Origin of the sequence: Streptomyces sp. NPDC050636 (assembly GCF_040654775.1) — a bacterium.
GTDB lineage: Bacteria > Actinomycetota > Actinomycetes > Streptomycetales > Streptomycetaceae > Streptomyces.
Genome location: NZ_JBFAIP010000019.1, coordinates 36,822 through 62,504 on the forward strand (window position 1 = coordinate 36,822; position 25,683 = coordinate 62,504).

The following is a 25,683-nucleotide window of genomic DNA, read 5'->3' on the forward strand; positions in this document are numbered from 1 at the left end:
CTCGCTGCGCTCGGCCTTGCATTCGCGCGGCACGCACCTTTCGATGATTCGCTCCCTGCGCTCGCTCATGCCGACACCTCCGCGTACTGCTGCTGGTCCGTCAGGTCTTCGGAAGCCGCGGCCTCGGAGGTCTTCTGGCCGGTGATGGCCAGGAACACCTCGTCCAGGCTGGGCAGATGGGTACTGATCCCGGCGAGCGCGAAGCCCCGCTGGCCGAGCACGTTGACCACGGCCGTCAGCTGCTCATCGCTGATGATCGGAACGTTGACCACACCCCCGTCGTGGTCAGCGGTCGCCCCGGCGATGCCGTCCAGACCGGCCTGCGCGATGGCGCCGACCATCCGGTCCAGCTCGCCGGCGTCCGACGGCCGTATCTGCAGCGTCCGGCCGCCGACCTTGGCCTTCAGCTCGTCGACCTTGCCCTCGGCGATCACCCGGCCGCGGTCGATGACCGTCAGCTCGTTCGCCAACTGCTCGGCCTCTTCCATGTACTGGGTGGTGAGCAGCACCGTCGCGCCCTCGCGCACCATCCGCTGCACCTCTTCCCACACCTCGTTGCGGGTGCGGGGGTCGAGTCCGGTGGTGGGCTCGTCCAGATAGAGGACCGCGGGCCGGCCGATCATCGAGGCGGCCAGGTCCAGGCGGCGGCGCATACCGCCGGAGTACTTGGCAGCGGGGCGCTTGGCGGCCTCGGTCAGGGAGAACCGCTCCAGCATCTCGTCCGCGCGGCGGCGGGCGTCCTTGCGGGAGAGATCGAGCAGCCGCCCGATCATGTAGAGGTTCTCCCAGCCGGAGAGCTTTTCGTCGACCGAGGCGTACTGCCCGGTCAGGCCGATCGTGCGGCGCAGCGCGCGGGGCTGGCGCACCACGTCGAAGCCCGCCACGAAGGCGCTGCCGGCGTCCGGCACCAGGAGGGTGGACAGGCAGCGTACGAGGGTCGTCTTGCCGGCGCCGTTGGGGCCGAGCACACCGAGCACGGTGCCTTCCCGCACGTCCAGGTCCACACCGTCGACGGCCTTGACATCGCCGAAGTGCTTGACCAGACCGCGCACCTCCACGGCGTTTCCGCCCTTGGTGGTTTTCGTCTGTCGCGTCATGCCCTCAAAGGTGCCAGGTGCCACTGACAACTCACCGACAGACCGCCGACAGCGGGGCGGGCGGCGCCGACACGACCGACAGAACGTCTACGCCGCCGACAGCCGGGCTGCGGCTGCCGACGGCGTCTGACGTGGCGCCGGTGGTCTGACGCAGCGCCTGGCGGTCTAGCCGCAGCGCCTAGTGGAAGGTGTGCTCCTCAGCAGGGAAGGACCCGCCGACGACGTCCTCGGCGAACGCCTTGGCGGCTCCGCCCAGCACCTCCCGCAGCTGTGCGTACTGCTTGACGAAGCGCGGTACGTGGCCCTTGGTCATGCCCGCCATGTCGGTCCACACCAGCACCTGGGCGTCGCAGTCCAGGCCCGCGCCGATGCCCACCGTCGGGATGTGCAGCGAGCGGGTCACCTCGGCGGCCAGCTCGGCCGGTACGGCCTCCAGGACGACGGCGAAGGCGCCCGCGTCCTGAACTGCCTTGGCGTCCCGCAGCAGTTGCTGGGCCGCCTCCTCGCCACGGCCCTGGACGGGGTAGCCGCCGAAGGCGTTGACGGACTGCGGCGTCAGGCCGACATGCGCCATGACCGGGATGCCGGACGAGACCAGCAGCTCCACCTGGTGCGCGGAGCGCTCACCGCCCTCCAGCTTGACGGCGCCCACGCCGGCTTCCTTGACCAGCCGGGTGGCGTTGCGCAGCGCCTGGACCGGGCCCTCCTGGTACGAGCCGAACGGCAGGTCGCCGACGATGAGGGCGCGCTTGGTGCCGCGGACCACCGCGGCCGAGAGGATCGTGATCTCGTCCATCGTGACCGGCACGGTGGACTCGTACCCGAGGTGACAGTTGCCCATGGAGTCACCGACCAGCATGACCGGGATGCCGGCGTCGTCGAAGACGGAGGCGGTCATCGCGTCGTAGGCGGTGAGCATCGGCCACTTCTCGCCGCGTGTTTTGGAGGCGGCGATGTCGCGGACGGTGATCCGGCGGGATCCCTTGCCCCCGTACAGCGCCTTGCTGCTGTCGGTTTTGGGCGCGCGGGCAGGCGAAGGCTGCGTCATGGTGACGGCTCCTGTTCATCATCTCGAGGCGCCCTGACGGCGTCCCCGGACTCCCGTCCATGCTGGCATGCCGGGCGCGCCGAGGGAAAGGGGCGGCCGCGGGGCTGCTGCTCGGCACGGGGAAGCCCGAACGCGACGTCACCGATACGGAACGGGTCCGTATCGAAAATGCCGTAGAGTGGCGCCATGGCCACCTCATCCGCTCCGCCGGGCGCACCCGCCGCCCGCCAGGTCCCCGACCGCATCCACCGCCGCCGCTGGGCGATCCTGTCCGTCCTCATGCTCAGCCTGCTGATCGTGGTGCTGGACAACTCGATCCTCAATGTCGCGATGAAGACGATCGCGACCCCGGCACCCGTCGGCCTCGGCGCCACCCAGAGCGAGCTGGAGTGGGCGATCAACTCCTACACCCTCGTCTTCGCCGGGATGCTGTTCACGTCGGGGCTCCTCGGCGACCGGCTGGGCCGTAAGCGGGTGCTCCTCTTCGGCATGGTGGTCTTCGGCGCCGGCTCGGTGCTCGCCGCGTTCGCCGGTTCGCCCACCGAGCTCATCGTCTTCCGCGCGGTGATGGGCCTCGGCGGCGCCTTCGTGATGCCGGCCACCCTCGCGATCCTGATGAACGTCTTCGAGCGCGACGAGCAGCCCAAGGCGATCGGCATCTGGGCCGGCGGTGTGGGCCTGGCCATCGCGATCGGCCCGATCGCCGGCGGCCTGCTGCTCGACCACTTCTGGTGGGGCTCGGTCTTCCTCGTCAACGTCCCGATCGTGCTGATCGCGCTGGCCGCGATGCTCCTCCTGGTGCCCGACTCCAAGGACCCCAGCCCCGGCAAGCTGGACCCGGCCGGTGTGCTGCTGTCCGTCGTCGGCCTGGTCCTGCTGGTCTACGGGATCATCAAGGGCGGCCAGCTCGCCGACTTCACCGACCCGGAGGTGCTCGGCACGGTCCTCGGCGGCCTCGCCGTACTGACCGGTTTCGTGCTGCACCAGAAGCGCAGCGATCACCCGTCCATCGACATCAACTACTTCCGCAAGCCCGCCTTCTCGGCCGCCGTCGCCGCCATCGCGCTGGTCTTCTTCGCGCTGATGGGCGTCACGTTCTTCATCGTCTTCTACGTCCAGAGCGTGCGCGGCTACAGCCCCCTGGAGGCCGGACTGCTGATCCTGCCGCTGGCCGCCGCCCAGATGATCTTCGCGCCGCGGGCCCGGCACGTCGTGGACCGGTTCGGCGCCCGGGCGGTCTGCACCGCCGGCATGCTGACGGTCGCCGCCACCATGGCGGGCATGCTGCTCCTGGACACCGACACCCCCATCTGGATCATGGAGGTGCTGTTCTTCCTCCAGGGCACCGCCATGGCGCACATCATGCCGCCGGTCACCGTCTCGATCATGCAGTCGCTGCCGCGCGAGAAGGCCGGCTCCGGGTCGGCCCTCAACAACACCTTCCGCCAGGTCGGCGGCACCCTCGGCGTCGCCGTCCTCGGCTCGCTGCTGTCCACGTCCTACCGCGACGGCATCCAGGCCGACCTCGACGCACTGCCCGGCGTACCCGCCGCCGCACGGCACGCGGCCGGCGAATCCATCGAGGCGACCCTCGGCCTCGCCCGCCACCTGGGCCCCGCCGGCCGGGCGCTGGTCGACGATGCCGAGGCCGCCTTCATCCACGCCATGCACATCACCGCGCTCGGCTCGGCCGCCGTCGCGCTCATCGGCGCCGTGGTCGTCGCGGCCTTCCTGCCGGGCAGAACGGCAGTGGGCGCGCGTGCCGCGGAGCCTCAGGAAGAGCGAAAGGCGGGCGCACAGCGATGAGCCGGGCGGCGGGAGAACCCGAGGCGGCGGCAGCCGGTGCGGGACCGGGAGAGCCGGGCCGGCCGGGACAATCAGCCCCAGAACGCCGCGGCAGACCACGCAGCGCCGCGGCCGACACCGCCATCATCGAGGCCGTACTGCGCATGATCGAGGACGGTGTCTCCATCGGCGAACTGTCGATGGAGCGCATCGCCCGCGAGGCCGGCGTCGGAAAGGCCACGATCTACCGCCGCTGGCCGGGCAAGAGCGCGCTGATGCTCGATGTGATGCGGTCGCTGGACGAGACGAGCCCGCCGCTGAACGGTGCCTCCCTCCGCGACGACCTGATCTCCCTGCTGGAATTCCTCCGTCGGCGTGGCCTGGCCAAGCGCAACTCCGCGCTGCTGCGCACCGTCGTCAGCCATGTCCACGCACAGCCGGAGCTGTGGGCCGAGTACCACGAGACGGTCGTACGGGCCCGCCACGAGGCGCTGCTCGCCGTACTCCGGCGCGGTATGGCCGACGGCGAGATCCGCACCGACCACGACGTCGAGACGATCGCCGATCTCTTCGTCGGCCCGATGCTGGCCCGAGTCATCCTCCACGAGTGGAAGGAACTCCCCGAGGGCCTCGCGGAGGACATCGTCGACATGGTCCTGGAAGGCGTGCGTCCCTAGGTGGCGTGCGTCTCTAGGGTGTCCTTAGAGGGTCCCTAGGGGCGCCCTAGGGGGTGGGCGAACAGATCCCGTAGGGGGTGCAAAGGCCCCCTGCGGGGCCGCAACGCGGGGGTGGTGGGCGGTATTCCCGCCGGACCGGCGGCCGATGCCGCCCACCCCACGGCGGGAATGCCCACCCCACGGCGGGAATGCCCACCCCACGGCGGCAGATGCCCACCGCATGACCGAAACATGCCCGTTCTGTCACAGCCGCGTTCACCTGTCCCTCCTCCGGAACCCCGACCCACCACCACCCCGTCCTCATTTCTAAGAAAGCGCGTTATGGACCATCGCCTAGGGTCAGGAACCACAGGCGAGGCGCACCACAGCAAGGCAGTGAGGACAGCGGAATGGCGCAGGCATATATGACGGAGCCGGGGCAGGGCGAGACCCCTGAGCGGACCGGTTCCCGAGCCGGCCGCCTGCTCAACTGGTGGCGCCCCGAAGGGATGTGGCGGCGCGGCATCGTGCTCGCGGTGCTCGCCGTACTGCTCGGGCTGCTGATGTTCCTGCACGCCAGGGTCCCCAACGCCGTCGGAAACCTGGGCAGTCTGCTGGAGACCTTCCTGCCGTGGCTGGGGCTCGGCGTCCTGGTGCTGCTCGTCATCGCGGTACTGCGCCGCTCGGCGACGGCACTTGTCGCGCTGCTGCTGCCCGCTGCTGTCTGGGTCAACCTCTTCGGCGGACAGGTCACCGACAAGGCCGGGACCGGCGGCAATCTCACCGTCGCCACCCACAACGTCGACGCGGACAACCCCGACCCCGCGGCCACCGCCAAGAAGATCGTGGCGTCCGGTGTGGATGTGGTGGCGCTGGAGGAGCTGACCAGCGCCGCACTGCCGGCGTACAAGCAGCAGCTGGCGAAGACGTACCCGTACAGCACCGTGCAGGGCACCGTCGGCCTCTGGAGCAAGCGCCCGCTGTCCGATGCCGCGCCGGTGGACATCAAGATGGGCTGGACGCGGGCGCTGCGCGTCGTCGTCACCGCCGCCGACGGCCAGAAGGTCGGCGTCTACGTCGCCCATCTCCCGTCGGTACGGGTCAAGGTCGAGGCGGGCTTCACCGCCAACCAGCGCGACGGCAGCGCCGAGGCGCTGGGCGAGGCGATCGCCGCCGACCCGCTGAAGAAGGTCATCCTGCTCGGCGACCTCAACGGCACCATGAACGACCGCTCGCTGGCCCCGGTCACCTCGCAGATGCGGTCCGCCCAGGGTGCGGCGGGCGACGGCTTCGGCTTCAGCTGGCCGGCGGGCTTCCCGATGGCCCGGATCGACCACATCATGACGAAGGGTATGGAACCGGTCGCGTCCTGGGCGCTGCCGTCCACCGGCAGCGATCACCTGCCGATGGCCGCGTCGGTGAAGATCTGACGGGCCGGGGGCCGGGCCCGTCGGGCCCGGCTGTGTGGCGCATCTGACGCACGTTTTTCACGCTCCGTTCCCGAATCGGAGCAGTGGGCCTGAGAGACTTTGTTCCGCAACCAAACTTAATGTCTCTCGCCAGCCTGCCCGCGTGCCCGCCAGCATGCGCACCACCCCGAAAGGTTCCCCATGCCCTTGGCTCTGCTCGCGCTCGCGATCTCGGCCTTCGGAATCGGCACCACGGAATTCGTGATGATGGGCCTGCTGCCCAACGTCGCGGACGATCTGGGCACCTCGGTGCCCACCGCCGGCTACCTCGTCTCCGCCTACGCCCTCGGCGTCGTCATCGGCGCCCCGTTGCTGACCGCCCTCGGCTCCCGCATCCCGCGCAAGCGGATGCTCGTCCTGCTGATGGCGGTCTTCACGGTCGGCAACCTCGCCTCCGCACTGGCCCCCAACTTCGGCCTGCTGATCGCCGGCCGGCTGCTGGCCGGACTCCCGCACGGCGCGTTCTTCGGCGTCGGCGCGGTGGTCGCCGCCCGGCTGGTACGCGAGGGCCGCCAGGCGCGCGCGGTCGCCACGATGTTCCTCGGTCTGACCATCGCCAACATCGTCGGCGTACCCGCCGCGACGCTGCTCGGGCAGCACCTCGGCTGGCGCGCCACCTTCCTCGTCGTGGCCGTCATCGGGCTCGCCGCGATGGCCTCCCTCGCCCGTCTCGTTCCGCCGCTGCCGGCCGAGGAACGGACCGGCCTGGGCCGCGAACTGCGCGCCCTCGGCAACCGCCAGGTCGTCCTGGGCCTCCTGACCACCGTCTTCGGCTTCGCCGGCATCTTCGCCGTCTACAGCTATCTCGCATCGATGATGACCGAGGTCACCGGCTTCTCCGAGACCTCGGTGACGGTCGTACTGGCCCTCTTCGGCATCGGCATGACCCTCGGCGCACTCGCCGCCGGCCCGCTCACCGACCGGGCACTCCGCCCCACCCTGTACGGGGCCCTGGCCGCGCTGGCCCTCGTCCTGGCCGCCTTCCACTTCACCGCCCAGGTGAAATGGGCCGCCATGGTCACCGTCGTCATCATCGGCGCAGTCGGCTTCCTGACGACCACGCCCCTCCAGATGCTCGTCATGAACAAGGCCCAGCAGGCCCCCACGCTGGCCGCCGCCTCCAACCAGTCCGCCTTCAACCTCGCCAACGCGGGCGGCGCCTGGGTGGGCGGCCTGGCCCTGTCGGCGGACTGGGGCTGGACCTCCCCGACCCTGGTCGGCGCCGTCCTGGCGGCCGTCGGCCTGATCATCGCCGTCACCGCCGGCCTCCTGGACCGCAGCACCCACGACACGTCCCGCATCGTGGCGCGCGGGCCGGAGGCGGATACGGCGACGGACATCACGTCCTCTGACAAGACGGCCCAAGCCCCCACCTGACCGAACCACCCACCCACGGGAGGGGCCGGACCGCAGGACGGAGTCCGGAGGTCCGGCACCGCGGCCGAACAGCCCCGCGCAGCGGCAACAGCCCACACCAGCCACAACGGCGGGACAGCCAAAGACGGTCCGGGCAAAGCGCAGCGGACGGCGAGAACCCCCACGGCGGGACAGCCGAAAACGGCGGGAACCAAGTCGGCTCAGGCAAAGCGCAGCGGACGGGCAGCGGACGGCGAGAACCCCAACGGCGGGACAGCCGAAAACGGCGGGAACCAAGTCGGCCCAAGCCAAGCGAAGCGCTACGCCCCCTCCCGCCATTGGTTGGTGATCGGCAGCCGCCGGTCCTTGCCGAAGCCCTTGGCGGAGATCTTGGTGCCCGGCGGGTACTGGCGGCGCTTGTACTCGGCGCGGTCGACCATCCGCAGTACCCGGGTGACCAGTTCCTCGTCGAAGCCCTGCGCCACGATGTGCTCGCGGCCGCGGTCGTGGTCGACGTACAGCTCCAGGACGCGGTCGAGGATCTCGTAGTCGGGCAGCGAATCGGTGTCCACCTGGCCGGGGCGCAGCTCCGCGCTCGGGGGCTTGGTGATGGAGTTCTCCGGGATCGGCGGGGTCTGGCCGCGGTCGGCGGCGGCCTGGTTGCGCCAGCGGGCGAGCTGGAAGATGACGGTCTTGTAGACGTCCTTGATCGGGCCGTACGCGCCGACCGAGTCGCCGTAGAGCGTCGAATAGCCGCATGCCAGTTCGGACTTGTTGCCGGGGGCGAGGACCAGGTGGCCTTCCTGGTTGGAGATCGCCATCAGCGTCGTACCGCGCAGCCGGGACTGCAGGTTCTCCTCGGCGAGGCCGGTGAGGCCCAGCGCCTCCATGTACGCGTCGAACATCGGGCCGATCGGCACCGTACGGAAGTTGAGCCCGGTACGGCGGGCGAGCTCGGCGGCGTCGGCGATCGAGTGTTCCGAGGAATAGCGGGACGGCATCGCGACCGCGTGGACGTGCGAGGCGCCCAGCGCGTCGCAGGCGATGGCGGCGACCAGCGCGGAGTCGATCCCGCCGGAGAGGCCGATGGCCACGCTGCGGAAGCCGTTCTTCGCGACATACGCGCGCAGGCCGACGACCAGGGCGGTGTAGATCTCCTCCATGTCCGACAGCCGGTCGGCTTCGCCGCCCACGGTCTCGGGCGGGTAGGCGGGCAGCGGGTCGGGGGAGAGGACGACATGGTCGATGCGCAGACCGTCGTCCACCGTGCCGGAGGGGGGCCCGTCCGCCGCGGCCGGCAGATCCAGGTCGACCAGGACGCAGCCCTCGGCGAACTGCGGCGCCCGCGCGATCACCCCGCCGTCCTTGTCGACGACGATCGAGTCACCGTCGAAGACCAGCTCGTCCTGCCCGCCGATCATCGCCAGATAGGCGGTGGTGCAGCCGGCCTCCTGGGCCCGTTTGCGGACCAGCTCCAGGCGGGTGTCGTCCTTGTCGCGCTCGTACGGCGAGGCGTTGACGGACACCAGCAGCCCGGCCCCGGCCGTACGGGCCGCGGGGACCCGGCCGCCGTCCTGCCACAGGTCCTCGCAGATGGCGAGCGCGATATCGACGCCGTGCACCCGTACGACGGGCAGCGTGTCGCCGGGGACGAAGTAGCGGAACTCGTCGAATACGCCGTAGTTGGGAAGGTGGTGCTTGGCGAAGGTGAGGGCGATCTCGCCGCGGTGCAGGACGGCGGCGGCGTTCTGCGGGGCGCCGGCGGGGCGCCCGTAACGCGGCATCTCCTGGTCGCCGCGGTCGAGATAGCCGACGATCACCGGGAGTTCGCCCAGGCCCTCCGCGGCCAGCCGGCCGGCCAGTGTCCGCAACGCGACCCGGCTCGCCTCGACGAACGACGGGCGCAGCGCCAGGTCCTCGACGGGATAGCCGGTCAGCGCCATCTCGGGGAATGCGACGAGGTGCGCGCCCTGGTCGGCGGCGTGCCGGGTCCAGTGCACGATCGTCTCGGCGTTCCCGGCGAGATCGCCGACGCAGGAGTCGATCTGGTTCAGGGCGAGACGAAGTTGAGGCACCCCGCCAGTGTAATCGTCTTTCTGACGCAATGGGCGGGGTGCCCGAACTCCTGTTGCTCGTGTTACGCCTGCAACCGCTGTGCTTACTGCGCCTACTGCGCCTACTGCGCCTACTGCGCTTACTTCTGCAACTTCTGCGCCCGGTGCTACTTCTGCCGGTAGCCGAGGACCGTCATCATCCCGGACTCCGAGTGGTAGACGTTATGGCAGTGGATCATCCACAGGCCGGGGTTGTCGGCATCGAAATCGACGTCGAGGGTGCGGCCGGGCAGCACGATCGCGGTGTCCTTGCGGGGACCGCCGCCCGGCAGCCCGAAGGTGTGGCCGTGCAGATGCATCGGGTGCCACATCGTGGTGCGGTTGCGGAACGAGAGCCGGACGCGTTCGCCCGCCCGGACCGCATACCGCTGTGACGCCTGGTACGGCTTCTTGTTGATCGCCCAGTCGTACGCCGCCATGGAGCCGGTGAGGTCGAGCTTGATGGTGCGGTCGGGCCGGCGGGGCGTCGTTCGTACGGACTCTGCGGCTTTCAGCCGGTCCGCGGTCAGCAGCCGCCCGTCCAGCTCCTCGGGCCGGGCGGACGGTCCGGGCGCCGCGCCGCCGCCGGTGCGCAGCACGGCCAGCGCGGAGCGCTTCTTGCCCTCGGCGAGCGCGGTGAGCGGGAAGGCGCCGTCCTTCGCGGTGACCAGGACGTCATAGCGCTCGCCCATGCCCAGCAGCAGCGCATCGGACGTGGCGTGCTCGACGGGGAAGCCGTCGGTGTGCGTCACGGTCATGGTGTGGCCGCCGAGTGCGACGCGGTAGGCGGTGTCGCCGCCCGCGTTGATGAAACGGATCCGGATACGGTCGCCGGGCTTGGCGCGGAAGGTCTGCGGGTCCTTGGCCGTACGGCCGTTGACCAGGTGAAACGGGTGATCCACATCGCCGGCGTCGCCCCCCAGCCACTTGCTGGTGGCGCCCATCAGCATCCGCGACGGCCCGCTCGACCCCTGGTGGCCCCCCTCGCCCATGTCCATGGCGCCCATGTCCCCGCGGTCCATATCGCCGTGGTCCATGCCGCCCTTCTCCCCGTGGCCGGAGCCGCCGCCCATGCCCTTGCGCAGCTCGGCGAGGACCGCGTCCGGGGTGCTGCCGTCCACCCCGTCGACCCAGTCGTCCAGGACGACGACCCACTCCTTGTCGTACGACAGCGGCTCCTTCGGGTCCTCGACGATCAGCGGCGCGTACAGCCCGCGGTCCTGCTGCACGCCGGAGTGCGGATGGAGCCAGTACGTGCCGGGGTGCGCGACCGCGAACCGGTAGGTGAAGGAGGCGCCCGCCTTGATGGCGCGCTGGGTCAGTCCGGGGACGCCGTCCATGTCGTTGCGCAGTGCCAGCCCGTGCCAGTGCAGGGACGTGGACTGCGGGAGGTGGTTGGCGAGGGTCAGCGCGAGCGTGTCGCCCGCCGTGACACGGACCTCCTTGCCGGGCAGGTCGCCGCCGTACGCCCAGGACTTGACGGTCCGGTCGCCCAGCTCCAGCCGGGCCGGGGTGGCGGTGAGCGAGACCTTCCGTACGGGGCCCGCGCCGCGCTTCTTCTCGGCGGCGGCGACCTCGGGGCCGTCGGGGGAGACGTATCCGGCCGGGGCGGCGCCCGAGCCGGAGTGGTCCATGCCGTCCATGCCGGCGTGGGAGCCGGAGTCCCCGGTGGAACAAGCGGCCAGCAGGCCGCCGCCGGCGACGGCGATACCCGCGCCGAGCAGAGCGCGGCGGGAGTGCGTGGAGTGCGTGGAGTGTTCTGAGTGCGTACGCATGGTTGGAGAGCACCTCGCGAGGGTGTCGGTGGTGAAGTGGTGAGGGCGCGGGGCCGCGGACGCGGGCAGGCGTCGACGGCCGGGGGCGCTCCTACACGCGCAGCACCGACAACCGGGCGAGGGCTTTGCGGCGGGGCGGTGGCGGTTTCCCCCGCAGGCCGCGCAGCAGCAGGGCGCGCAAGGCGGCCAGGAGACCCGCGTGCCGGCCGCCCTGCCCGAGCAGCACTCCGGCGCCGAGCAGGACCAGAAGCACCGGCGCCCAGAAGGAGAGCACGGCCCGGCAGACGGTGCCGGGGTCCATGGCGCCGCCGCCGTCGGTGTCGGCCGTGGGGTGATCCGTGGGCTGCGCCGCCATCGGGTGGCCCGCCGTGGCGTGCGCCGCCATGGGAGGGGCGGCCATGGAGTGCGCCGAGAGCGTCGCGTGCCCGCCGTGTCCGCCCGCCGGATGCCCGAACGTATGCATCGTGACGATGCCGGCGATCAGCGCGGCGAACAGCAGCAGCCGGCCGCACCAAGCGGCGGCCTTCCCCTGCTCGCGCCTCTGCTGCTCGCGCATCGCGACCTCTCGACGGGACGCCGGACTCCTCCGACGGATCCTCCTACGGATTCTGGCGGAACCGCGCTGACGGGCTCCTCGGGCACCCTACCCCCTAGGGGTATGGCCCTCCAGCCCCGGCTCACCACCCGCCGCCCTTTGCGCAGGTATCGCCGCATTGCCGTCGACTGCCCGCCTATCCTTGGCCTTTCGCGCCACCGGCTCACCCGGCGTCCGTGCCACCGGCCGGGCCCACCCGACCACCAGGATGTCCGTGACCCCGCCCCGTACCGTCCGCTCCCGCCGCCGGGCGGCCGCCGTACCGCTGCTGCTCGGCGCCACCGCGTACACCGCATGGGTCCTGGAGGTGGTGGTCTCCACCGGCCTCAACCCCGTGCAGGCGTACGTCAGCGAGCTGGCTGCCGCCGACCAGCCGCTCGGCGGTGTCTTCCGGGCCACCGACCTCGTCGCCGGCCTGCTGGTGCTGGCCGGTGCGCTGACCGCGCTGCTCACGCTGGAGCGCAGGTCCTGTCGTCGGCCCTGGACGACGGCAGGCTGGGGCGCGCTCGCGCTCTTCGGCGCCGCCACCGCCGTCGACTCCCGGCTGCCGCTGAGCTGCGCGCCGACCAGCGACCCGGCATGCGCCGCACGCGAAACGGCCGGCCTGGTGCCGGCCACCCACACCGCGCACGCCATCAGCAGCTCCCTCGCCATGGTCGGCGCGCTCGCCGCCCTGGTCCTGCTGACCTTCGCCGCCCGCCGCTACGACCGGTGGCCGTTGCTCGGCCGCTTCGGGCCGCCGCTGGTGCTGGCCGAATTCGCCGCCACGTTCTGGACGCTGGCGTCCGTCGCGGCCTTCACCACGGGCAAGGGCACCTGGGCTCTCGGCGCCGGCCAGCGCCTCCAGGTCCTGCTGGTCGCCCTCTACGTGGCCCTGCTCGCCTGGTGCGTGGCCCGCGAACCGGAGCCCCGCGAACCGGAGGCCGGCAACCCGGAGGCCGGCAACCCGGAGCCCGACGAACCGGAGGCGCGCAATCCGGCGATCGGCAATCGGGAGACCGGCAATCCGGAGGCGCACCGATGAGCAGACGCCTCTCCCACACCCCCCTCCGCGCCCCCGGCCGGCTCCTCCGCGTCGACGGCATACCGCTGCATGTCCTGTCCGAGGGCAGTGGCCCGGTGTGCGTCCTCAGTGGCGGCCTCGGCATGGCCTGGTTCGACTGGGACGCGGTCGCCGCGCTGCTCGCTCCGCACCGTACGGTCGTCCGCTTCGACCGGCCCGGTCTCGGCCTGAGCGCCCCGGCGCCCGCGCCGCCCACCCTCGCCGCCGAGGCGGACCGGATCGCCCGCCTCCTGGACGCGCTCGGCCACCCGGGCCCGGCCACCGTCGTCGGCCACTCGCTCGCCGGCTTCCACGCCGAGGCGTTCGCCCGGCTGCACCCGGACCGCTGCGCCGGGCTCGTGCTGGTGGACGGCAGCATCGAGGAGAATCCGCGGCCGCTGCTGCCGTGCACGGTCCGTACGGCCTGGGCGGGCGGCGTGGCCACCGCCCTCTCCGCCGCCGGAATCCCGCGCGCCCTCGGCCCCGCCACCCGCCGTCTGATCGACCGCGCCACGACCGTCCACAGCCATCCGCGGCACCCCTGGGAAGACGCCGGGTACCGCACCAGCCGGGTGCTGCGGGCCTGCGCCCTGGAGAACGCGACGTACCCGTACCAGGCCGCCGAACTCGCCGCCCTGCGCCCCGGCCACCCGATGCCCGCGGTGCCGGTGACGGTCCTGGCGGCCTACGGCGGCAGCGAGACGGCGCGCGAACTGCGCTGGCTGGAGCGGCAGCGGGCGCTCGCCGCGGAGCTGGGCGGCGGTTTCGCGGTCGCCGCGCCCGCCGGACACCTGGTGATGGCCGACGCGCCGGACGCCGTGGCGCGCGCCGTACTGGCGCAGCTCTGACCGGACCACGGCAGCGGTCCGGGCCCTCCGGTTGCGGGGGTCACGGCCCGGCGGTTCTGATTCAGGCCAAGGGTGCGTAATGTGACGGTAACCCCCTCACGTGATACTGGTGTGCCACGCACGTTGATCGACGGGCGTGGACAGGCCGATTGACCTGCAAGGATTGGTGACCCATGGACAAGCAGCAGGAGTTTGTGCTCCGGACGCTGGAAGAGCGCGACATTCGCTTCGTCCGGCTGTGGTTCACCGACGTACTCGGGTTCCTCAAGTCCGTGGCGGTGGCCCCGGCCGAGCTGGAGCAGGCCTTCGACGAGGGCATCGGCTTCGACGGCTCCGCCATCGAGGGGTTCGCCCGGGTGTACGAGTCCGACATGATCGCCAAGCCGGACCCGAGCACCTTCCAGATCCTGCCCTGGCGCGCCGAGGCCCCCGGCACCGCCCGGATGTTCTGCGACATCCTGATGCCGGACGGTTCCCCGTCGTACGCGGACCCGCGCTATGTCCTCAAGCGCATCCTGGCCAAGACCTCGGACCTCGGCTTCACCTTCTACACCCACCCCGAGATCGAGTTCTTCCTGCTCAAGGACAAGCCGGTGGACGGCTCCCGGCCGAGCCCGGCCGACTCCTCCGGCTACTTCGACCACACCCCGCAGAACGTCGGCATGGACTTCCGCCGCCAGGCGATCACCATGCTGGAGTCGATGGGCATCTCGGTGGAGTTCAGCCACCACGAGGGCGCGCCCGGCCAGCAGGAGATCGATCTGCGGTACGCCGACGCGCTCTCCACCGCCGACAACATCATGACGTTCCGGCTGGTCATGAAGCAGGTCGCGCTGGAGCAGGGCGTGCAGGCCACGTTCATGCCCAAGCCGTTCTCGGAGTTCCCCGGCTCCGGCATGCACACCCATCTCTCGCTCTTCGAGGGCGACCGCAACGCCTTCCACGAGTCGGGGTCGGAGTACCAACTCTCCAAGGTGGGCCGCTCGTTCATCGCCGGACTGCTCAAGCACGCCGGTGAGATCTCCGCCGTCACCAACCAGTGGGTGAACTCCTACAAGCGCATCTGGGGCGGCGCCAACCGCACCGCGGGCGCCGGCGGCGAGGCCCCCTCGTACATCTGCTGGGGCCACAACAACCGCTCCGCGCTGATCCGCGTCCCGATGTACAAGCCCGGCAAGGTGGGCTCCGCGCGGGTCGAGGTCCGTTCGATCGACACCGGCGCCAACCCGTACCTGTCGTACGCGGTGCTGCTCGCGGCCGGACTCAAGGGCATCGAGGAGGGCTACGAGCTGCCGGCCGGCGCCGACGACGACGTCTGGGCGCTGTCCGACTCCGAGCGCCGGGCGATGGGCATCGAGCCGCTGCCGCAGAACCTCGGCGAGGCCATCGAGCTGATGGAGCGCAGCGAACTGGTCGCCGAGACCCTCGGCGAGCATGTCTTCGACTTCTTCCTCCGCAACAAGAAGCAGGAGTGGGAGGAGTACCGCTCCGAGGTCACCGCCTTCGAGCTGCGCAAGATGCTGCCCGTGCTCTGAGCCTTCCGGGAGGCCGCACCCCATGGCACTACCCGCTCCGCAGGGACGGCGGAGCAGCGCTTTCACCCGGCTGCTGAGGCACGGTTTCACCGACCCCTCGGCGGCCGGGCGGCTGCTCGACGCCCCCGAATTCGCCTCCGTACGCGATGACTCGGCGCTCCTCGAAGCGCTGAGCGCCACCGCGGACCCCGATCTCGCGCTGCTCGGCCTGACCCGTCTGGCGGAGGCCCTGGACGGGGACGAGCGGCAGACGATGCTGAGCACCATCGTCACGGCCAAGCCGCTGCGCGACCGGCTGCTGGGGGTGCTGGGCGCCTCGGAGGCGCTCGGTGACCATCTCGCCCGGCATCCGCAGGACTGGCATTCGCTGGTCACCTACGAGTCCGTCGATCTGCACCCCACCACCCCGGAGTTCGAGCAGGCCCTCGCGGAGGGCATCTGGGGCGAGCGGGGCGCCGGACTCTCCCGCGCCGACGCGCTGCGCGCCGCCTACCGCCGGTGCCTGCTGGGCATCGCCGCCCGCGATGTGTGCGGGACGACCGATGTCGCCGAGGCCGCGGCAGAGCTGGCGGACCTCGCCACCGCCACGGTGCGGGCCGCCCTGCAGATCTCGTACGAGGAGCAGCCGGGGGACGCGGCCGTCTGCCGGCTGTCCGTCATCGCCATGGGCAAGTGCGGCGGCCGTGAGCTGAACTATGTCTCCGACGTCGATGTCATCTTCGTCGCCGAGGCCAAAGGAGAGGCCGGTGGCCGGGAAGGCGACGAAGGCAAGGCGCTGCAGTCCGCCGCCCGGCTCGCCTCCCGCATGATGCGGGTCTGCTCGGACGTCACCGCCGAGGGCACCATCTGGCCGGTGGACGCCAATCTGCGTCCCGAGGGCCGCAACGGTCCGCTGGTGCGGACGTTGAGCAGCCATCTCGCCTACTACCAGCGCTGGGCCAAGACCTGGGAGTTCCAGGCGCTCCTGAAGGCCCGTCCGATGGCCGGCGACCTGGAGCTGGGCCAGGAGTACGTCGACGCGCTGTCACCGATGGTGTGGCAGGTCGCCGAGCGGGAGAACTTCGTCGCCGATGTCCGCCAGATGCGCCGCCGGGTCGTCGACAACATCCCCGCGGACCGGGTCGACCGCGAGCTCAAGCTCGGCCCCGGCGGGCTGCGCGACGTCGAATTCGCCGTCCAGCTGCTCCAGTTGGTGCACGGCCGCAGCGATGCGACGCTGCGCAGCCCCACCACCCTGGAGGCCCTGGGGGCACTGGCCGCCGGCGGCTATGTCGGCCGGCAGGACGCGGCCGCGCTGGACGCCGCGTACCGCTTCCTGCGGACCCTGGAGCACCGCATCCAGCTGCACCGGATGCGCCGTACGCATCTGATGCCCGAGGAAGAGGCCGATCTGCGGCGCCTGGGCCGCTCGATGGGGCTGCGCACCGAGCCGGTGGACAGCCTCCGCAAGGAGTGGAAGTGGCACGCCCGCGAGGTGCGCCGGCTGCACGAGAAGCTCTTCTACCGGCCGCTGCTGGACGCCGTCGCGCATCTGGAGACCGGCGAGACCCGGCTGTCCACCAAGGCGGCCGGCCATCGCCTGGAGGCCCTCGGCTACGCCGACCCGGTCGCCGCGCTGCGCCACCTGGAGGCGCTGGCGTCCGGCGTGACCCGCAAGGCCGCGATCCAGCGGACGCTGCTGCCGGTGCTGCTCGCCTGGTTCGCGGACTCCGCCGACCCGGACGCCGGACTCCTCAACTTCCGCAAGGTCTCCGACGCGCTCGGCAGGACGCCCTGGTATCTGCGGCTGCTGCGCGACGAGGGCGCGGCCGCCGAGAACCTCGCCCGGGTGCTGTCCGCCGGCCGGCTCGCCCCCGACCTGCTGCTCCGCGCCCCCGAAGCGGTCGCGCTGCTCGGCGCGCCCGACGGGCTGCAGCCGCGCGGCCGGGCCGCGCTGGAGCAGGAGGTGTTGGCCGCGGTCGGCCGCGCGGACGGCGCCGAGGCGGCGGTCGCGGTGGCCCGCGGGGTGCGCCGCCGCGAGCTGTTCCGTACCGCCGCCGCGGACCTGATCGGCGCGTACGGCACCGAGGGCACCCCGGCCGAGGAGGACCACGGCCACGCCATCGACGCGGTCGGCTCCGCGGTCTCCGACCTCAATGCCGCGACCCTCGCCGGCGCCCTGCGCGCCGCGGTCCGCGAGCAGTGGGGCGACACCCTGCCCACCCGCTTCGCGGTGATCGGCATGGGCCGGTTCGGCGGCCATGAGCTGAGCTACGGCTCGGACGCCGATGTGCTGTTCGTGCACGAACCGCGCGACGGCGCCGACGAACAGGACGCCGCGAAAGCCGCCCAGGCCGTCGCCAACGAGATGCGCCGGCTCCTCCAACTCCCCTCCGCCGACCCGCCGTTGCCCATCGACGCGGACCTGCGCCCGGAGGGCCGGTCGGGCCCGCTGGTGCGCACCCTCGCCTCGTACGCGGCCTACTACCGGCGCTGGTCGCTGGTGTGGGAGGCGCAGGCGCTGCTGCGCGCCGAACCGGTCGCCGGGGACGCCGAGTTGGCGCAGCGCTTCATCGATCTCATCGACCCGCTGCGCTACCCGGCCGAGGGACTCGGTGAGGACGCGGTCCGCGAGATCCGCCGGCTCAAGGCCCGTATGGAGTCCGAACGGCTGCCGCGCGGCGCCGATCCGACCACCCACGCCAAACTGGGGCGTGGCGGCCTGAGCGACGTCGAGTGGACGGTCCAGCTCCTCCAGATGCAGTACGGCTGGGAGTTTCCGGGGCTGCGCACCACCCGGACCCGCGAGGCGCTGGCCGCCGCGCACGCCGCCGGGCTGATCGACACCGAGCCCGCCCAGATCCTGGACGAGGCATGGGTGCTGGCGGCGCGGGTGCGCAACGCGGTGATGCTGGTCCGCGGCCGCCCCGGCGACACCTTTCCGGTCGACGGCCGGGAGTTGGCGGCGGTGGGCCGCTACCTCGGCTACGAGGAGGGCCACGTGGGGGAGATGCTCGACGACTACCGCCGGATCACCCGGCGGGCGCGGGGCGTGGTGGAGGAGATCTTCTACGGGGCGTGACGGTTCGCTGCGCTTTGCCTGGGCCGTCTTGGTTGCTCGCCGTTTTCGGCTGTCCCGCCGTCCGCTGCGCTTTGCCTGGGCCGTCTTTGGCTGTCCCGCCGTTGTGGCTGGTGTGGGCTGTTGCCGCTGCGCGGGGCTGTTCGGCCGCGGTGCCGGACCTCCGGACTCCGTCCTGCGGTCCGGCCCCTCCCGTGGGTGGGTGGTTGCAGATGGTGGGGGTGGGCCTTCGTTGTCCGTTCAGGCCGTCTTCAGAAGGCTCTTGTCCGGCGCCGTCACATACTGCGTCAGACGATGCGGCAGTGACCCGTACCAGACGAACGCCACCCCGAACCCGAACGTCAGACAGAGGACGCCGCCGATCGCGTCCAGCCAGAAGTGGTTGGCGGTGCAGACGATGACCAGCAGTGTCACGGTGGGGTAGAGCAGGCCGAGGGCCCTGGCCCACAACGGGCCGGCCAGCATGGCGATGGTGATGCCGCACCACAGCGACCAGCCGATGTGCATCGACGGCATCGCGGCGTACTGGTTGGACATCGACGCGAGATTGCCGGACGCCATCGAGCCCCAGGTCTCGTGCTTGATCAGGGTGTCGACGAAACCGCCGTCGGGCATCAGCCGCGGCGGCGCCAACGGGTAGAAGTAGTAGCCGAGCAGGGCGACACCGGTGGTGGCGAAAAGGGCCAGCCGGGCCGCGGCGTAGCGCCCCGGGTGCCAGCGGTAGAGCCAGACCAGCACTCCGATCGTCACGATGAAGTGCAGGGTCGCGTAGTAGTAGTTCATCGTGACGATCAGCCACGTCACGGAATTCACCGCGTGGTTGATGGTGTGTTCCACGGCGATGCCGAGGGAGTGCTCCGCCCGCCAGACCCAGTCGGCGTTCCTGAGCGCCTGCGCCTGCTGCTCGGGCACCGCGTTGCGAATGAGGGAGTACGTCCAGTAACTCACCGCGATCAGCAGGATCTCGAACCAGAGACGGGGCGTACGGGGGGTCCGCAGCCGGGCCATCCGGCCGCCGTCCGACGAGTGGTCCGGGCTTTCCCCTTTGGGTGACGGGGGGGCCGACCGGCCGTCCAAAGTCCTCACATTCGCATCGCCCATAGGCAGACAGTCTGCCAGAAAGCGGCGAATCGCCGATCATCCTTCGGTCGGGTATTCGATGGCCCATATCGGCCTCAAGGCGGACACCGCACCCCCACAATTTTCAGGGGTGTGTGAGGGAACCATCAGAGGCGCGCGCCCCTCAGGGGGACCGGAACGGTGTCAGGGAGACCGGAGCGGTTTGGGGACCCTCGCCGCTTTCGGCGCCGAGGCGGTGGAACCGCGGACCACCAGCTCGGGATGGAAGACGAACTCGCTGTGCGGGGCGGGCGTACCGCCGATCTCCTCCAGGAGTGCGCGTACCGCCGCCTGTCCCATCGCGGGAACCGGCTGCCGGATCGTGGTCAGCGGCGGGTCGGTGAAGGCGATGAGCGGCGAGTCGTCGAAGCCGACGACGGACATCTCGCGCGGTACGTCCAGACCGCGCTGCCGGGCCGAGCGGATCGCGCCGAGCGCCATCATGTCGCTGGCGCAGACGATGGCCGTACAGCCCCGGTCGATCAGCGCGCCGGCCGCGGCCTGGCCGCCCTCCAGGGTGTAGAGGGAGTGCTGGATGTATTCCTCCGCCTCGGCGGGCCCGAGGTCCAGCTGCTCCTGCACGCTGCGCAGAAAGCCCTCTATCTTGCGTTGGACGGGGACGAACCGCTTGGGGCCGACGGCCAGGCCGATCCGCCGGTGCCCGAGGGCCACCAGATGCGTCACGGCCAGCTGCACCGCGGCGCGGTCGTCGGGCGAGACGAAGGGCGCCTGGACCTTGTCGGAGAACCCGTTGATGAGGACGAACGGCACGCCCTGGCCGCGCAGCTGCTCGTAGCGCTGCATATCGGCGGAGGTGTCGGCGTGCAGCCCGGAGACGAAGATGATGCCGGCGACGCCGCGGTCCACCAGCATCTCGGTCAGCTCGTCCTCCGTGGAGCCGCCCGGTGTCTGCGTCGCGAGGACCGGGGTGTAGCCCTGGCGGGTCAGCGCCTGCCCGATGACCTGGGCGAACGCCGGGAAGATCGGGTTCTCCAGCTCCGGGGTGATCAGGCCGACCAGGCCCGCGCTGCGCTGCCGCAGCCGCAGCGGGCGTTCGTAGCCCAGTACGTCGAGGGCGGCGAGCACGGACTGGCGGGTGGTGGCGGAGACCCCGGGCTTGCCGTTGAGGACTCGGCTGACGGTGGCCTCGCTGACACCCGCCTGCGCTGCGATATCGGCCAGTCGGGCGGTCATGGGTGGACTGTACCGTTCGCGTCTCAGATTGCCCACCAGGTGCAGCTGTCGCCGGGGAGCACGGCCGCGCCGCCGTTGACGGTCACCGGAACGCTGGCGAGCAGCGGGCTGCCCGGCAGCGGGATCTCGACGTCGTGGCCGAGGGTGTTGACGGTGCACAGCACACCGGGCCGGGTGAAGGCGAGCAGCCCGTCGGGGGCCGGCTGCCAGCTCATCTCCCCGTCGCCGAGGCCCGGCAGCCGGCGGCGCAGGTCGAGTGCGGTGCGGTAGAGCTCCAGGGTGGAGGACCGGTCGCCCGTTTGGGCCTGAACGGTCAGTCCGCGCCAGTCGGTGGGCTGCGGCAGCCAGCTGCCGCCGGTCCCGAAGCCGTACGGCGGCAGCTCGCCGGACCAGGGGAGCGGCACCCGGCAGCCGTCGCGGAAGCCGTCCTGGCCGCTGCTGCCGGAGAGGCCGTCGGGGGCCGCCTCGGTGTCGGTGCCGGGGCCGGCGGGGCCGCCTGGGCAGCCGGGGCCGGCTGCCCGGCCGCCGCGGAAGAAGGCCGGGTCCTGGCGGACCTCGTCGGGCAGGTCGGTCACCTCCGGCAGGCCCAGTTCCTCGCCCTGGTAGAGGTAGGCGGAACCGGGGAGCGCGAGCATCAGGAGGGTGGCGGCGCGGGCGCGGTCGAGGCTGCCGCCGAGGCGGGTGGTGTGCCGTACGACGTCGTGGTTGGAGAGCACCCAGGTGGTGGGGGCGCCGACCGAGGCGGTGGCGGCGAGCGAGGCGTCGATGACCGAGCGCAGCGCGTCGGCCTGCCAGCCGGCGTTCAGGAACTGGAAGTTGAACGCCTGGTGCAGCTCGTCGGGGCGGACGTAGAGGGCCAGCCGTTCGACGCTGGGGGCCCAGGCCTCGGCGACGCCGATCCGGTGGCCGTCGTAGCCGTCCAGCAGCCGGCGCCAGGAGCGGTGGATGGCGTGCACCCCGTCCTGGTCGAAGAACGGGAGCACCTGGGAGCCGATGAGTTTGGCCTGTTCGCCGCGGCCGATGTCCGGCAGGCCGGGCGCCTTGACCATGCCGTGGGCGACATCGATCCGGAAGCCGTCCACGCCGAGGTCCAGCCAGAAGCGCAGGATGGCGGCGAACTCGGCGTGGACGTCCGGGTTGTCCCAGTCGAGGTCGGGCTGCTCGGGTGCGAAGAGATGGAGGTACCAGTCGCCCCGGTCGGTGCGGGTCCAGGCGGGGCCGCCGAAGACGGACTCCCAGTCGTTGGGCGGGAGTTCGCCGTGCTCGCCCTTGCCGGGGCGGAAGAGGTAGCGCTGCCGGGCCAGCTCCGGGTCCTGGAACCAGGGGTGCTGGTCGGAGGTGTGGTTCGGCACGATGTCGACGATCACCCGCAGGCCCGCCTCGTGGGCGGTGCGGATCAGGTCGTCGGCGTCCTGGAGGCTGCCGAAGAGCGGGTCGACGGCGCGGTAGTCGGCGACGTCGTAGCCGCCGTCGGCCTGCGGCGAGGCGTAGAACGGCGTGAGCCAGACGGCGTCCACGCCCAGGTCCTTCAGGTACGGCAGCCGCCGGCACACGCCGCGCAGATCGCCGATGCCGTCGCCGTCGCTGTCGGCGAAGGAGCGGACGTACACCTGGTAGATGACGGCGTCGCGCCACCACTCCGGACCTCGGCCCGGTCCGGGGGCCTGGGGGGCGGGGCTGGGGGAAGTGAGCTCCTGGGTCATCTGCCGTCCCTGTCGAGGTCAAGAGTCATACGTCAGTCGCTGGTGCTTGAAGAGTCACGAGGGCTTCAAGGAATCAACGCTCGGGCGGGCGCGGGGTGACGGGGGAGAGGGGGGTAGGAGGGTGCTGTTCCGGCCATAGCGTTGCAATTTGTTCCGGGTTTCTTGCAGCAATTTTGCGCAAGGTCTTTCGGTTTGTTTGCGGCGCTGTTACGTTCCAGACCGCCATCTGAGGCGTTTCCCTAAGGAGTTCACATGCGGCGTGGCATACGTGGTGTTACGGCCACCGCGCTGGTAGCGGGCCTGGCACTGACAGCGACAGCGTGCGGTGGCGGGGAGGACGACGGCGGCGGCAACAGCGGAGGTGAACTGTCCGGAACCGTTACCTTCTGGGACACCTCCAATGACGCCGAGAAGGCGACTTACAAGAAGCTCGCCGAGGGGTTCCAGAAGGAGCACCCCAAGGTCCACGTCAAATATGTGAACGTGCCGTTCGGCGACGCCAACGCCAAGTTCAAGAACGCGGCCGGCGGAAACTCCGGCGCTCCCGATGTGATGCGCACCGAGGTCGCCTGGACCGCCGACTTCGCCAACCTCGGCTACCTCGCGCCGCTGAACGGCACCCCCGCCCTCGACGACACCGCGGACTACCTCCCGCAGGCCCTCGGCAGCACCGAGTTCAAGGGCAAGACCTACGCCGCGCCGCAGGTCATCGACACCCTCGGGCTCTTCTACAACAAGAAGATCCTCAAGGACGCCGGCGTCGAGGTGCCCAAGACCTTCACCGAGCTGGCCACCGCCGCCAAGAAGATCAAGGCCAAGACCGGCGCCACCGCCCTCTATCTGCGCGGCGACGACCCCTACTGGTTCCTGCCCTACCTCTACGGCGAGGGCGGCAACATGGTCGACGCCCGCGACAAGATCGTGGAGATCGATGACGGCGCCGGCGTGAAGGCGTTCAAGACGATCAAGAGCCTGGTCGACTCCAAGGCCGCCGTCACCGATGCCACCGACGGCCAGGAGAACCAGCTCAAGGCTCTCAAGGACGGCGATGTCGCGATGGCGATCGACGGTCCCTGGGACATCGAGGGCGCCCGTGCCGGCAAGGCGTTCAAGGACAAGAAGAACCTCGGCGTCGCCCCCGTCCCCGGTGGCAGCAGTGCCCAGGGCTCCCCGCAGGGCGGCTGGAACCTGTCGGTCTACGCCGGCAGCAAGAACCTCCAGGCCTCCTACGCCTTCGTGAAGTACATGAGCTCGGCCAAGATCCAGCAGCAGACCACCGAGCAGCTGAGCCTGCTGCCCACCCGCAAGTCCGTATACGACGTCCCGGCCGTGAAGAACAACGAGATGGTCGAGTTCTTCAAGCCCGCCGTCGACGGCGCCGTGCAGCGCCCCTGGATCGCCGAGGGCAACTCGCTCTTCGAGCCGATCAAGGTCCAGATGAACAAGGTGCTCACCGGCGCCGCCTCGCCCGAGCAGGCCGCCAAGGCGACCGGCGACGCCTACCGGAAGCTGCTCAAGGACTACAAGTGACCTTCGCTCTACGGGTGCGCCGGGCATTCGGCACCCACTGGTACGCATGGACGATGGTCGCCCCGGTGGTACTCGTCCTCGGGGTGATCATCGGCTATCCGCTGGTGCGCGGCGTCTTCCTCTCGCTCACCGACGCCAACGAGGCCAATGTCGAGCGGAACATCGGCGTCAACCACCTCCCCGCGACCTACAAGTTCACCGGCCTGGACAACTACCAGGCGGTGCTCTCCGACGCCGTCTTCTGGGACCGCCTGGGCTGGACCGTGCTGTGGACGGTCGGCTGTGTCTCGCTCACCTTCCTGACCGGCCTCGCCCTGGCGAACATGCTGAACCGGAAGCTGTGCGGCCGCACCTTCTACCGCCTCGCGCTGATCCTGCCCTGGGCCGTCCCCGCCTTCATCTCCATCTTCACCTGGCGGATGCTCTACAACGAGAAGAGCGGCATCCTCAACAAGCTGCTCACCGGCGGCGGCATCGACGCGGTCCCCTGGCTCAACGACCCGACCTGGGCGAAGCTCTCGGTCATCGCCGCCAACGTCTGGCTGGGCGTGCCCTTCATGCTCGTCGCGCTGCTCGGCGGCCTGCAGTCCATACCCGGCGAGCTGTACGAGGCGGCCGAGATGGACGGGGCCAACGCCTGGCAGCGGTTCCGCAGCATCACGCTGCCCGGACTGCGCGCCGTCAGCAGCACGGTGATCCTGCTCTCCGCCATCTGGACCTTCAACATGTTCCCGGTGATCTTCCTGCTCACCAGGGGCGGGCCCGGCGACGCCACCGAGATCCTGGTGACCTACGCCTACCGGCTCTCCTTCATCGACAGCCCCCGCAACTTCTCCGAGTCCGCGGCCTGGGGCGTTCTGATCCTGGTGATGCTCTCGCTCGTCGCGGTGGTCTACCGCCGGGCGCTGCGCAAGCAGGGAGAGGTGTGGTGACCATGCGGACTGAACGCAACAACCGCAACAAGAGGGGTCTGCTGGCCTCGTTCGGCCTGCACGCGACCCTGATCGTCGCCGCGGCCGTGGCCGTCTTCCCGCCCCTGTGGCTGCTGGTCACCTCCTTCAAACCGAAGGACGACGCGTTCACCACCAGCCTCGTCACCCACTTCACCTTCGCCAACTACACGCACGTACTGGGCGATACGGAGTTCCTGACCTGGTTCAAGAACTCGCTCGTGGTCGTCGGGTTCACCACCGTCCTCGGGGTCTTCATCGCGGCCACCACCGGCTACGCCGTCAGCCGCTTCCGCTTCCCCGGGATGCGCCCGCTGATGTGGCTGCTGCTGATCACCCAGATGTTCCCGGTCGCCGTGCTGATCGTGCCGCTCTACAACCTGCTGGCGAGCCTCAACCTGCTCAACCAGCCCGCGGGCCTGGTGATCACGTATCTCACCATCGCCGTCCCGTTCTGCGCCTGGATGATGAAGGGCTTCTTCGACACCATCCCGGTGGAGATCGACGAGTCGGGACGGGTCGACGGCCTCAACCCCTTCGGCACCTTCTGGCGGCTCGTCCTGCCGCTGGCCCGGCCGGGGCTGGCCGTCACCGGCTTCTACACCTTCGTCACCGCCTGGGCCGAAGTCGCCTACGCCTCCGCGTTCATGACCGGCGAGGAGAACCTCACGCTCGCCGGCGGCCTGCAGACCTTTGTCAACCAGTACACCAACGACTGGGGATCGATGACCGCCGCGGCCGTGATCATCGCCGTGCCGGCCGCACTCGTCTTCGCCTTCGCCCAGCGCCACCTCGTATCCGGACTGACCGCCGGCACCACTAAGGGATGA

Annotated in this window: 19 protein-coding genes; 11 read left to right on the forward strand and 8 right to left on the reverse strand. The window is 70.8% G+C overall.

Annotated features, from left to right (window positions below):
- Window positions 1–65: 65 nt before the first annotated feature.
- Both AB0I10_RS17390 and panB read right to left on the reverse strand, forming a co-directional pair.
- Window positions 66–1,097, reverse strand: coding sequence for an ATP-binding cassette domain-containing protein (locus AB0I10_RS17390; RefSeq protein WP_363153323.1), 1,032 nt, complete (start codon window positions 1,095–1,097; stop codon window positions 66–68).
- A 178-nt stretch (window positions 1,098–1,275) separates the two neighbouring features.
- Window positions 1,276–2,145, reverse strand: coding sequence for a 3-methyl-2-oxobutanoate hydroxymethyltransferase (gene panB, locus AB0I10_RS17395; protein ID WP_363153324.1), 870 nt, complete (start codon window positions 2,143–2,145; stop codon window positions 1,276–1,278).
- A gap of 186 nt (window positions 2,146–2,331) precedes the next feature.
- On the opposite strand from panB, the gene AB0I10_RS17400 reads away from it, so the two are divergent.
- The 4 genes from AB0I10_RS17400 (at window position 2,332) to AB0I10_RS17415 (ending at window position 7,432) form a co-directional block, all read left to right on the forward strand.
- Window positions 2,332–3,951 (forward strand): MFS transporter, encoded by a 1,620-nt coding sequence (locus tag AB0I10_RS17400; RefSeq protein WP_363153325.1) that lies wholly within the window; start codon window positions 2,332–2,334, stop codon window positions 3,949–3,951.
- Window positions 3,948–4,607, forward strand: a complete 660-nt coding sequence (locus tag AB0I10_RS17405) for a TetR/AcrR family transcriptional regulator (RefSeq protein WP_363153326.1) — start codon at window positions 3,948–3,950, stop codon at window positions 4,605–4,607. Before AB0I10_RS17400 ends, AB0I10_RS17405 begins: the two co-directional genes overlap by 4 nt.
- 389 nt (window positions 4,608–4,996) lie before the next feature.
- On the forward strand, window positions 4,997–6,016 hold the full coding sequence (locus AB0I10_RS17410) for an endonuclease/exonuclease/phosphatase family protein (RefSeq protein WP_363153327.1): 1,020 nt from the start codon (window positions 4,997–4,999) through the stop codon (window positions 6,014–6,016).
- A 180-nt stretch (window positions 6,017–6,196) separates the two neighbouring features.
- Entirely contained in the window at window positions 6,197–7,432 is a 1,236-nt protein-coding gene (locus tag AB0I10_RS17415; protein WP_363153328.1) for an MFS transporter, read from the forward strand.
- A gap of 299 nt (window positions 7,433–7,731) precedes the next feature.
- Here the strand turns inward: AB0I10_RS17415 and AB0I10_RS17420 are convergent, their stop codons facing one another.
- The 3 genes from AB0I10_RS17420 to AB0I10_RS17430 all read right to left on the reverse strand — a co-directional run bounded on the left by AB0I10_RS17420 (window position 7,732) and on the right by AB0I10_RS17430 (window position 11,835).
- The gene (locus AB0I10_RS17420) at window positions 7,732–9,486 is read right to left on the reverse strand and encodes an NAD+ synthase (protein ID WP_363153329.1); all 1,755 of its coding nucleotides are present in this window, start codon (window positions 9,484–9,486) and stop codon (window positions 7,732–7,734) included.
- Window positions 9,487–9,632: 146 nt separating this feature from the next.
- A complete protein-coding gene (locus AB0I10_RS17425; RefSeq protein ID WP_363153330.1) occupies window positions 9,633–11,279 on the reverse strand; it encodes a multicopper oxidase family protein in 1,647 nt (548 codons plus the stop codon).
- Window positions 11,280–11,370: 91 nt separating this feature from the next.
- Window positions 11,371–11,835 (reverse strand): hypothetical protein, encoded by a 465-nt coding sequence (locus tag AB0I10_RS17430; protein ID WP_363153331.1) that lies wholly within the window; start codon window positions 11,833–11,835, stop codon window positions 11,371–11,373.
- A 247-nt stretch (window positions 11,836–12,082) separates the two neighbouring features.
- Here AB0I10_RS17430 and AB0I10_RS17435 point away from each other — a divergent pair, with 247 nt between their 5' ends.
- The 4 genes from AB0I10_RS17435 (at window position 12,083) to AB0I10_RS17450 (ending at window position 18,360) form a co-directional block, all read left to right on the forward strand.
- Complete coding sequence (locus tag AB0I10_RS17435) at window positions 12,083–12,898, forward strand: DUF998 domain-containing protein (RefSeq protein ID WP_363153332.1); 816 nt, start codon at window positions 12,083–12,085, stop codon at window positions 12,896–12,898.
- Window positions 12,895–13,764 carry an alpha/beta hydrolase gene (locus tag AB0I10_RS17440; RefSeq protein WP_363153333.1) on the forward strand — a complete coding sequence of 290 codons (870 nt, stop codon included), beginning with the start codon at window positions 12,895–12,897 and terminating at the stop codon, window positions 13,762–13,764. The genes AB0I10_RS17435 and AB0I10_RS17440 overlap by 4 nt, the downstream gene beginning before the upstream one ends.
- 173 nt (window positions 13,765–13,937) lie before the next feature.
- The gene (glnA, locus tag AB0I10_RS17445) at window positions 13,938–15,299 is read left to right on the forward strand and encodes a type I glutamate--ammonia ligase (protein WP_363153334.1); all 1,362 of its coding nucleotides are present in this window, start codon (window positions 13,938–13,940) and stop codon (window positions 15,297–15,299) included.
- A 22-nt stretch (window positions 15,300–15,321) separates the two neighbouring features.
- Window positions 15,322–18,360 carry a bifunctional [glutamine synthetase] adenylyltransferase/[glutamine synthetase]-adenylyl-L-tyrosine phosphorylase gene (locus tag AB0I10_RS17450; protein ID WP_363153335.1) on the forward strand — a complete coding sequence of 1,013 codons (3,039 nt, stop codon included), beginning with the start codon at window positions 15,322–15,324 and terminating at the stop codon, window positions 18,358–18,360.
- Window positions 18,361–18,597: 237 nt separating this feature from the next.
- Here AB0I10_RS17450 and AB0I10_RS17455 read toward each other — a convergent pair whose 3' ends face one another.
- The 3 genes from AB0I10_RS17455 to AB0I10_RS17465 all read right to left on the reverse strand — a co-directional run bounded on the left by AB0I10_RS17455 (window position 18,598) and on the right by AB0I10_RS17465 (window position 22,373).
- Window positions 18,598–19,365, reverse strand: coding sequence for a phosphatase PAP2 family protein (locus tag AB0I10_RS17455; protein WP_363153336.1), 768 nt, complete (start codon window positions 19,363–19,365; stop codon window positions 18,598–18,600).
- Window positions 19,366–19,620: 255 nt separating this feature from the next.
- Window positions 19,621–20,670 carry a LacI family DNA-binding transcriptional regulator gene (locus AB0I10_RS17460; RefSeq protein ID WP_363153337.1) on the reverse strand — a complete coding sequence of 350 codons (1,050 nt, stop codon included), beginning with the start codon at window positions 20,668–20,670 and terminating at the stop codon, window positions 19,621–19,623.
- 23 nt (window positions 20,671–20,693) lie between these two features.
- Window positions 20,694–22,373, reverse strand: a complete 1,680-nt coding sequence (locus AB0I10_RS17465; RefSeq protein ID WP_363153338.1) for a glycoside hydrolase family 13 protein — start codon at window positions 22,371–22,373, stop codon at window positions 20,694–20,696.
- A gap of 252 nt (window positions 22,374–22,625) precedes the next feature.
- On the opposite strand from AB0I10_RS17465, the gene AB0I10_RS17470 reads away from it, so the two are divergent.
- The 3 genes from AB0I10_RS17470 to AB0I10_RS17480 are packed head-to-tail and all read left to right on the forward strand — an operon-like array spanning window position 22,626 to window position 25,683.
- Window positions 22,626–23,903, forward strand: a complete 1,278-nt coding sequence (locus AB0I10_RS17470) for an extracellular solute-binding protein (protein ID WP_363153339.1) — start codon at window positions 22,626–22,628, stop codon at window positions 23,901–23,903.
- Window positions 23,900–24,835 (forward strand): sugar ABC transporter permease, encoded by a 936-nt coding sequence (locus AB0I10_RS17475; RefSeq protein WP_363153340.1) that lies wholly within the window; start codon window positions 23,900–23,902, stop codon window positions 24,833–24,835. Before AB0I10_RS17470 ends, AB0I10_RS17475 begins: the two co-directional genes overlap by 4 nt.
- Before the next feature lie 2 nt (window positions 24,836–24,837).
- The gene (locus AB0I10_RS17480) at window positions 24,838–25,683 is read left to right on the forward strand and encodes a carbohydrate ABC transporter permease (protein WP_363153341.1); all 846 of its coding nucleotides are present in this window, start codon (window positions 24,838–24,840) and stop codon (window positions 25,681–25,683) included.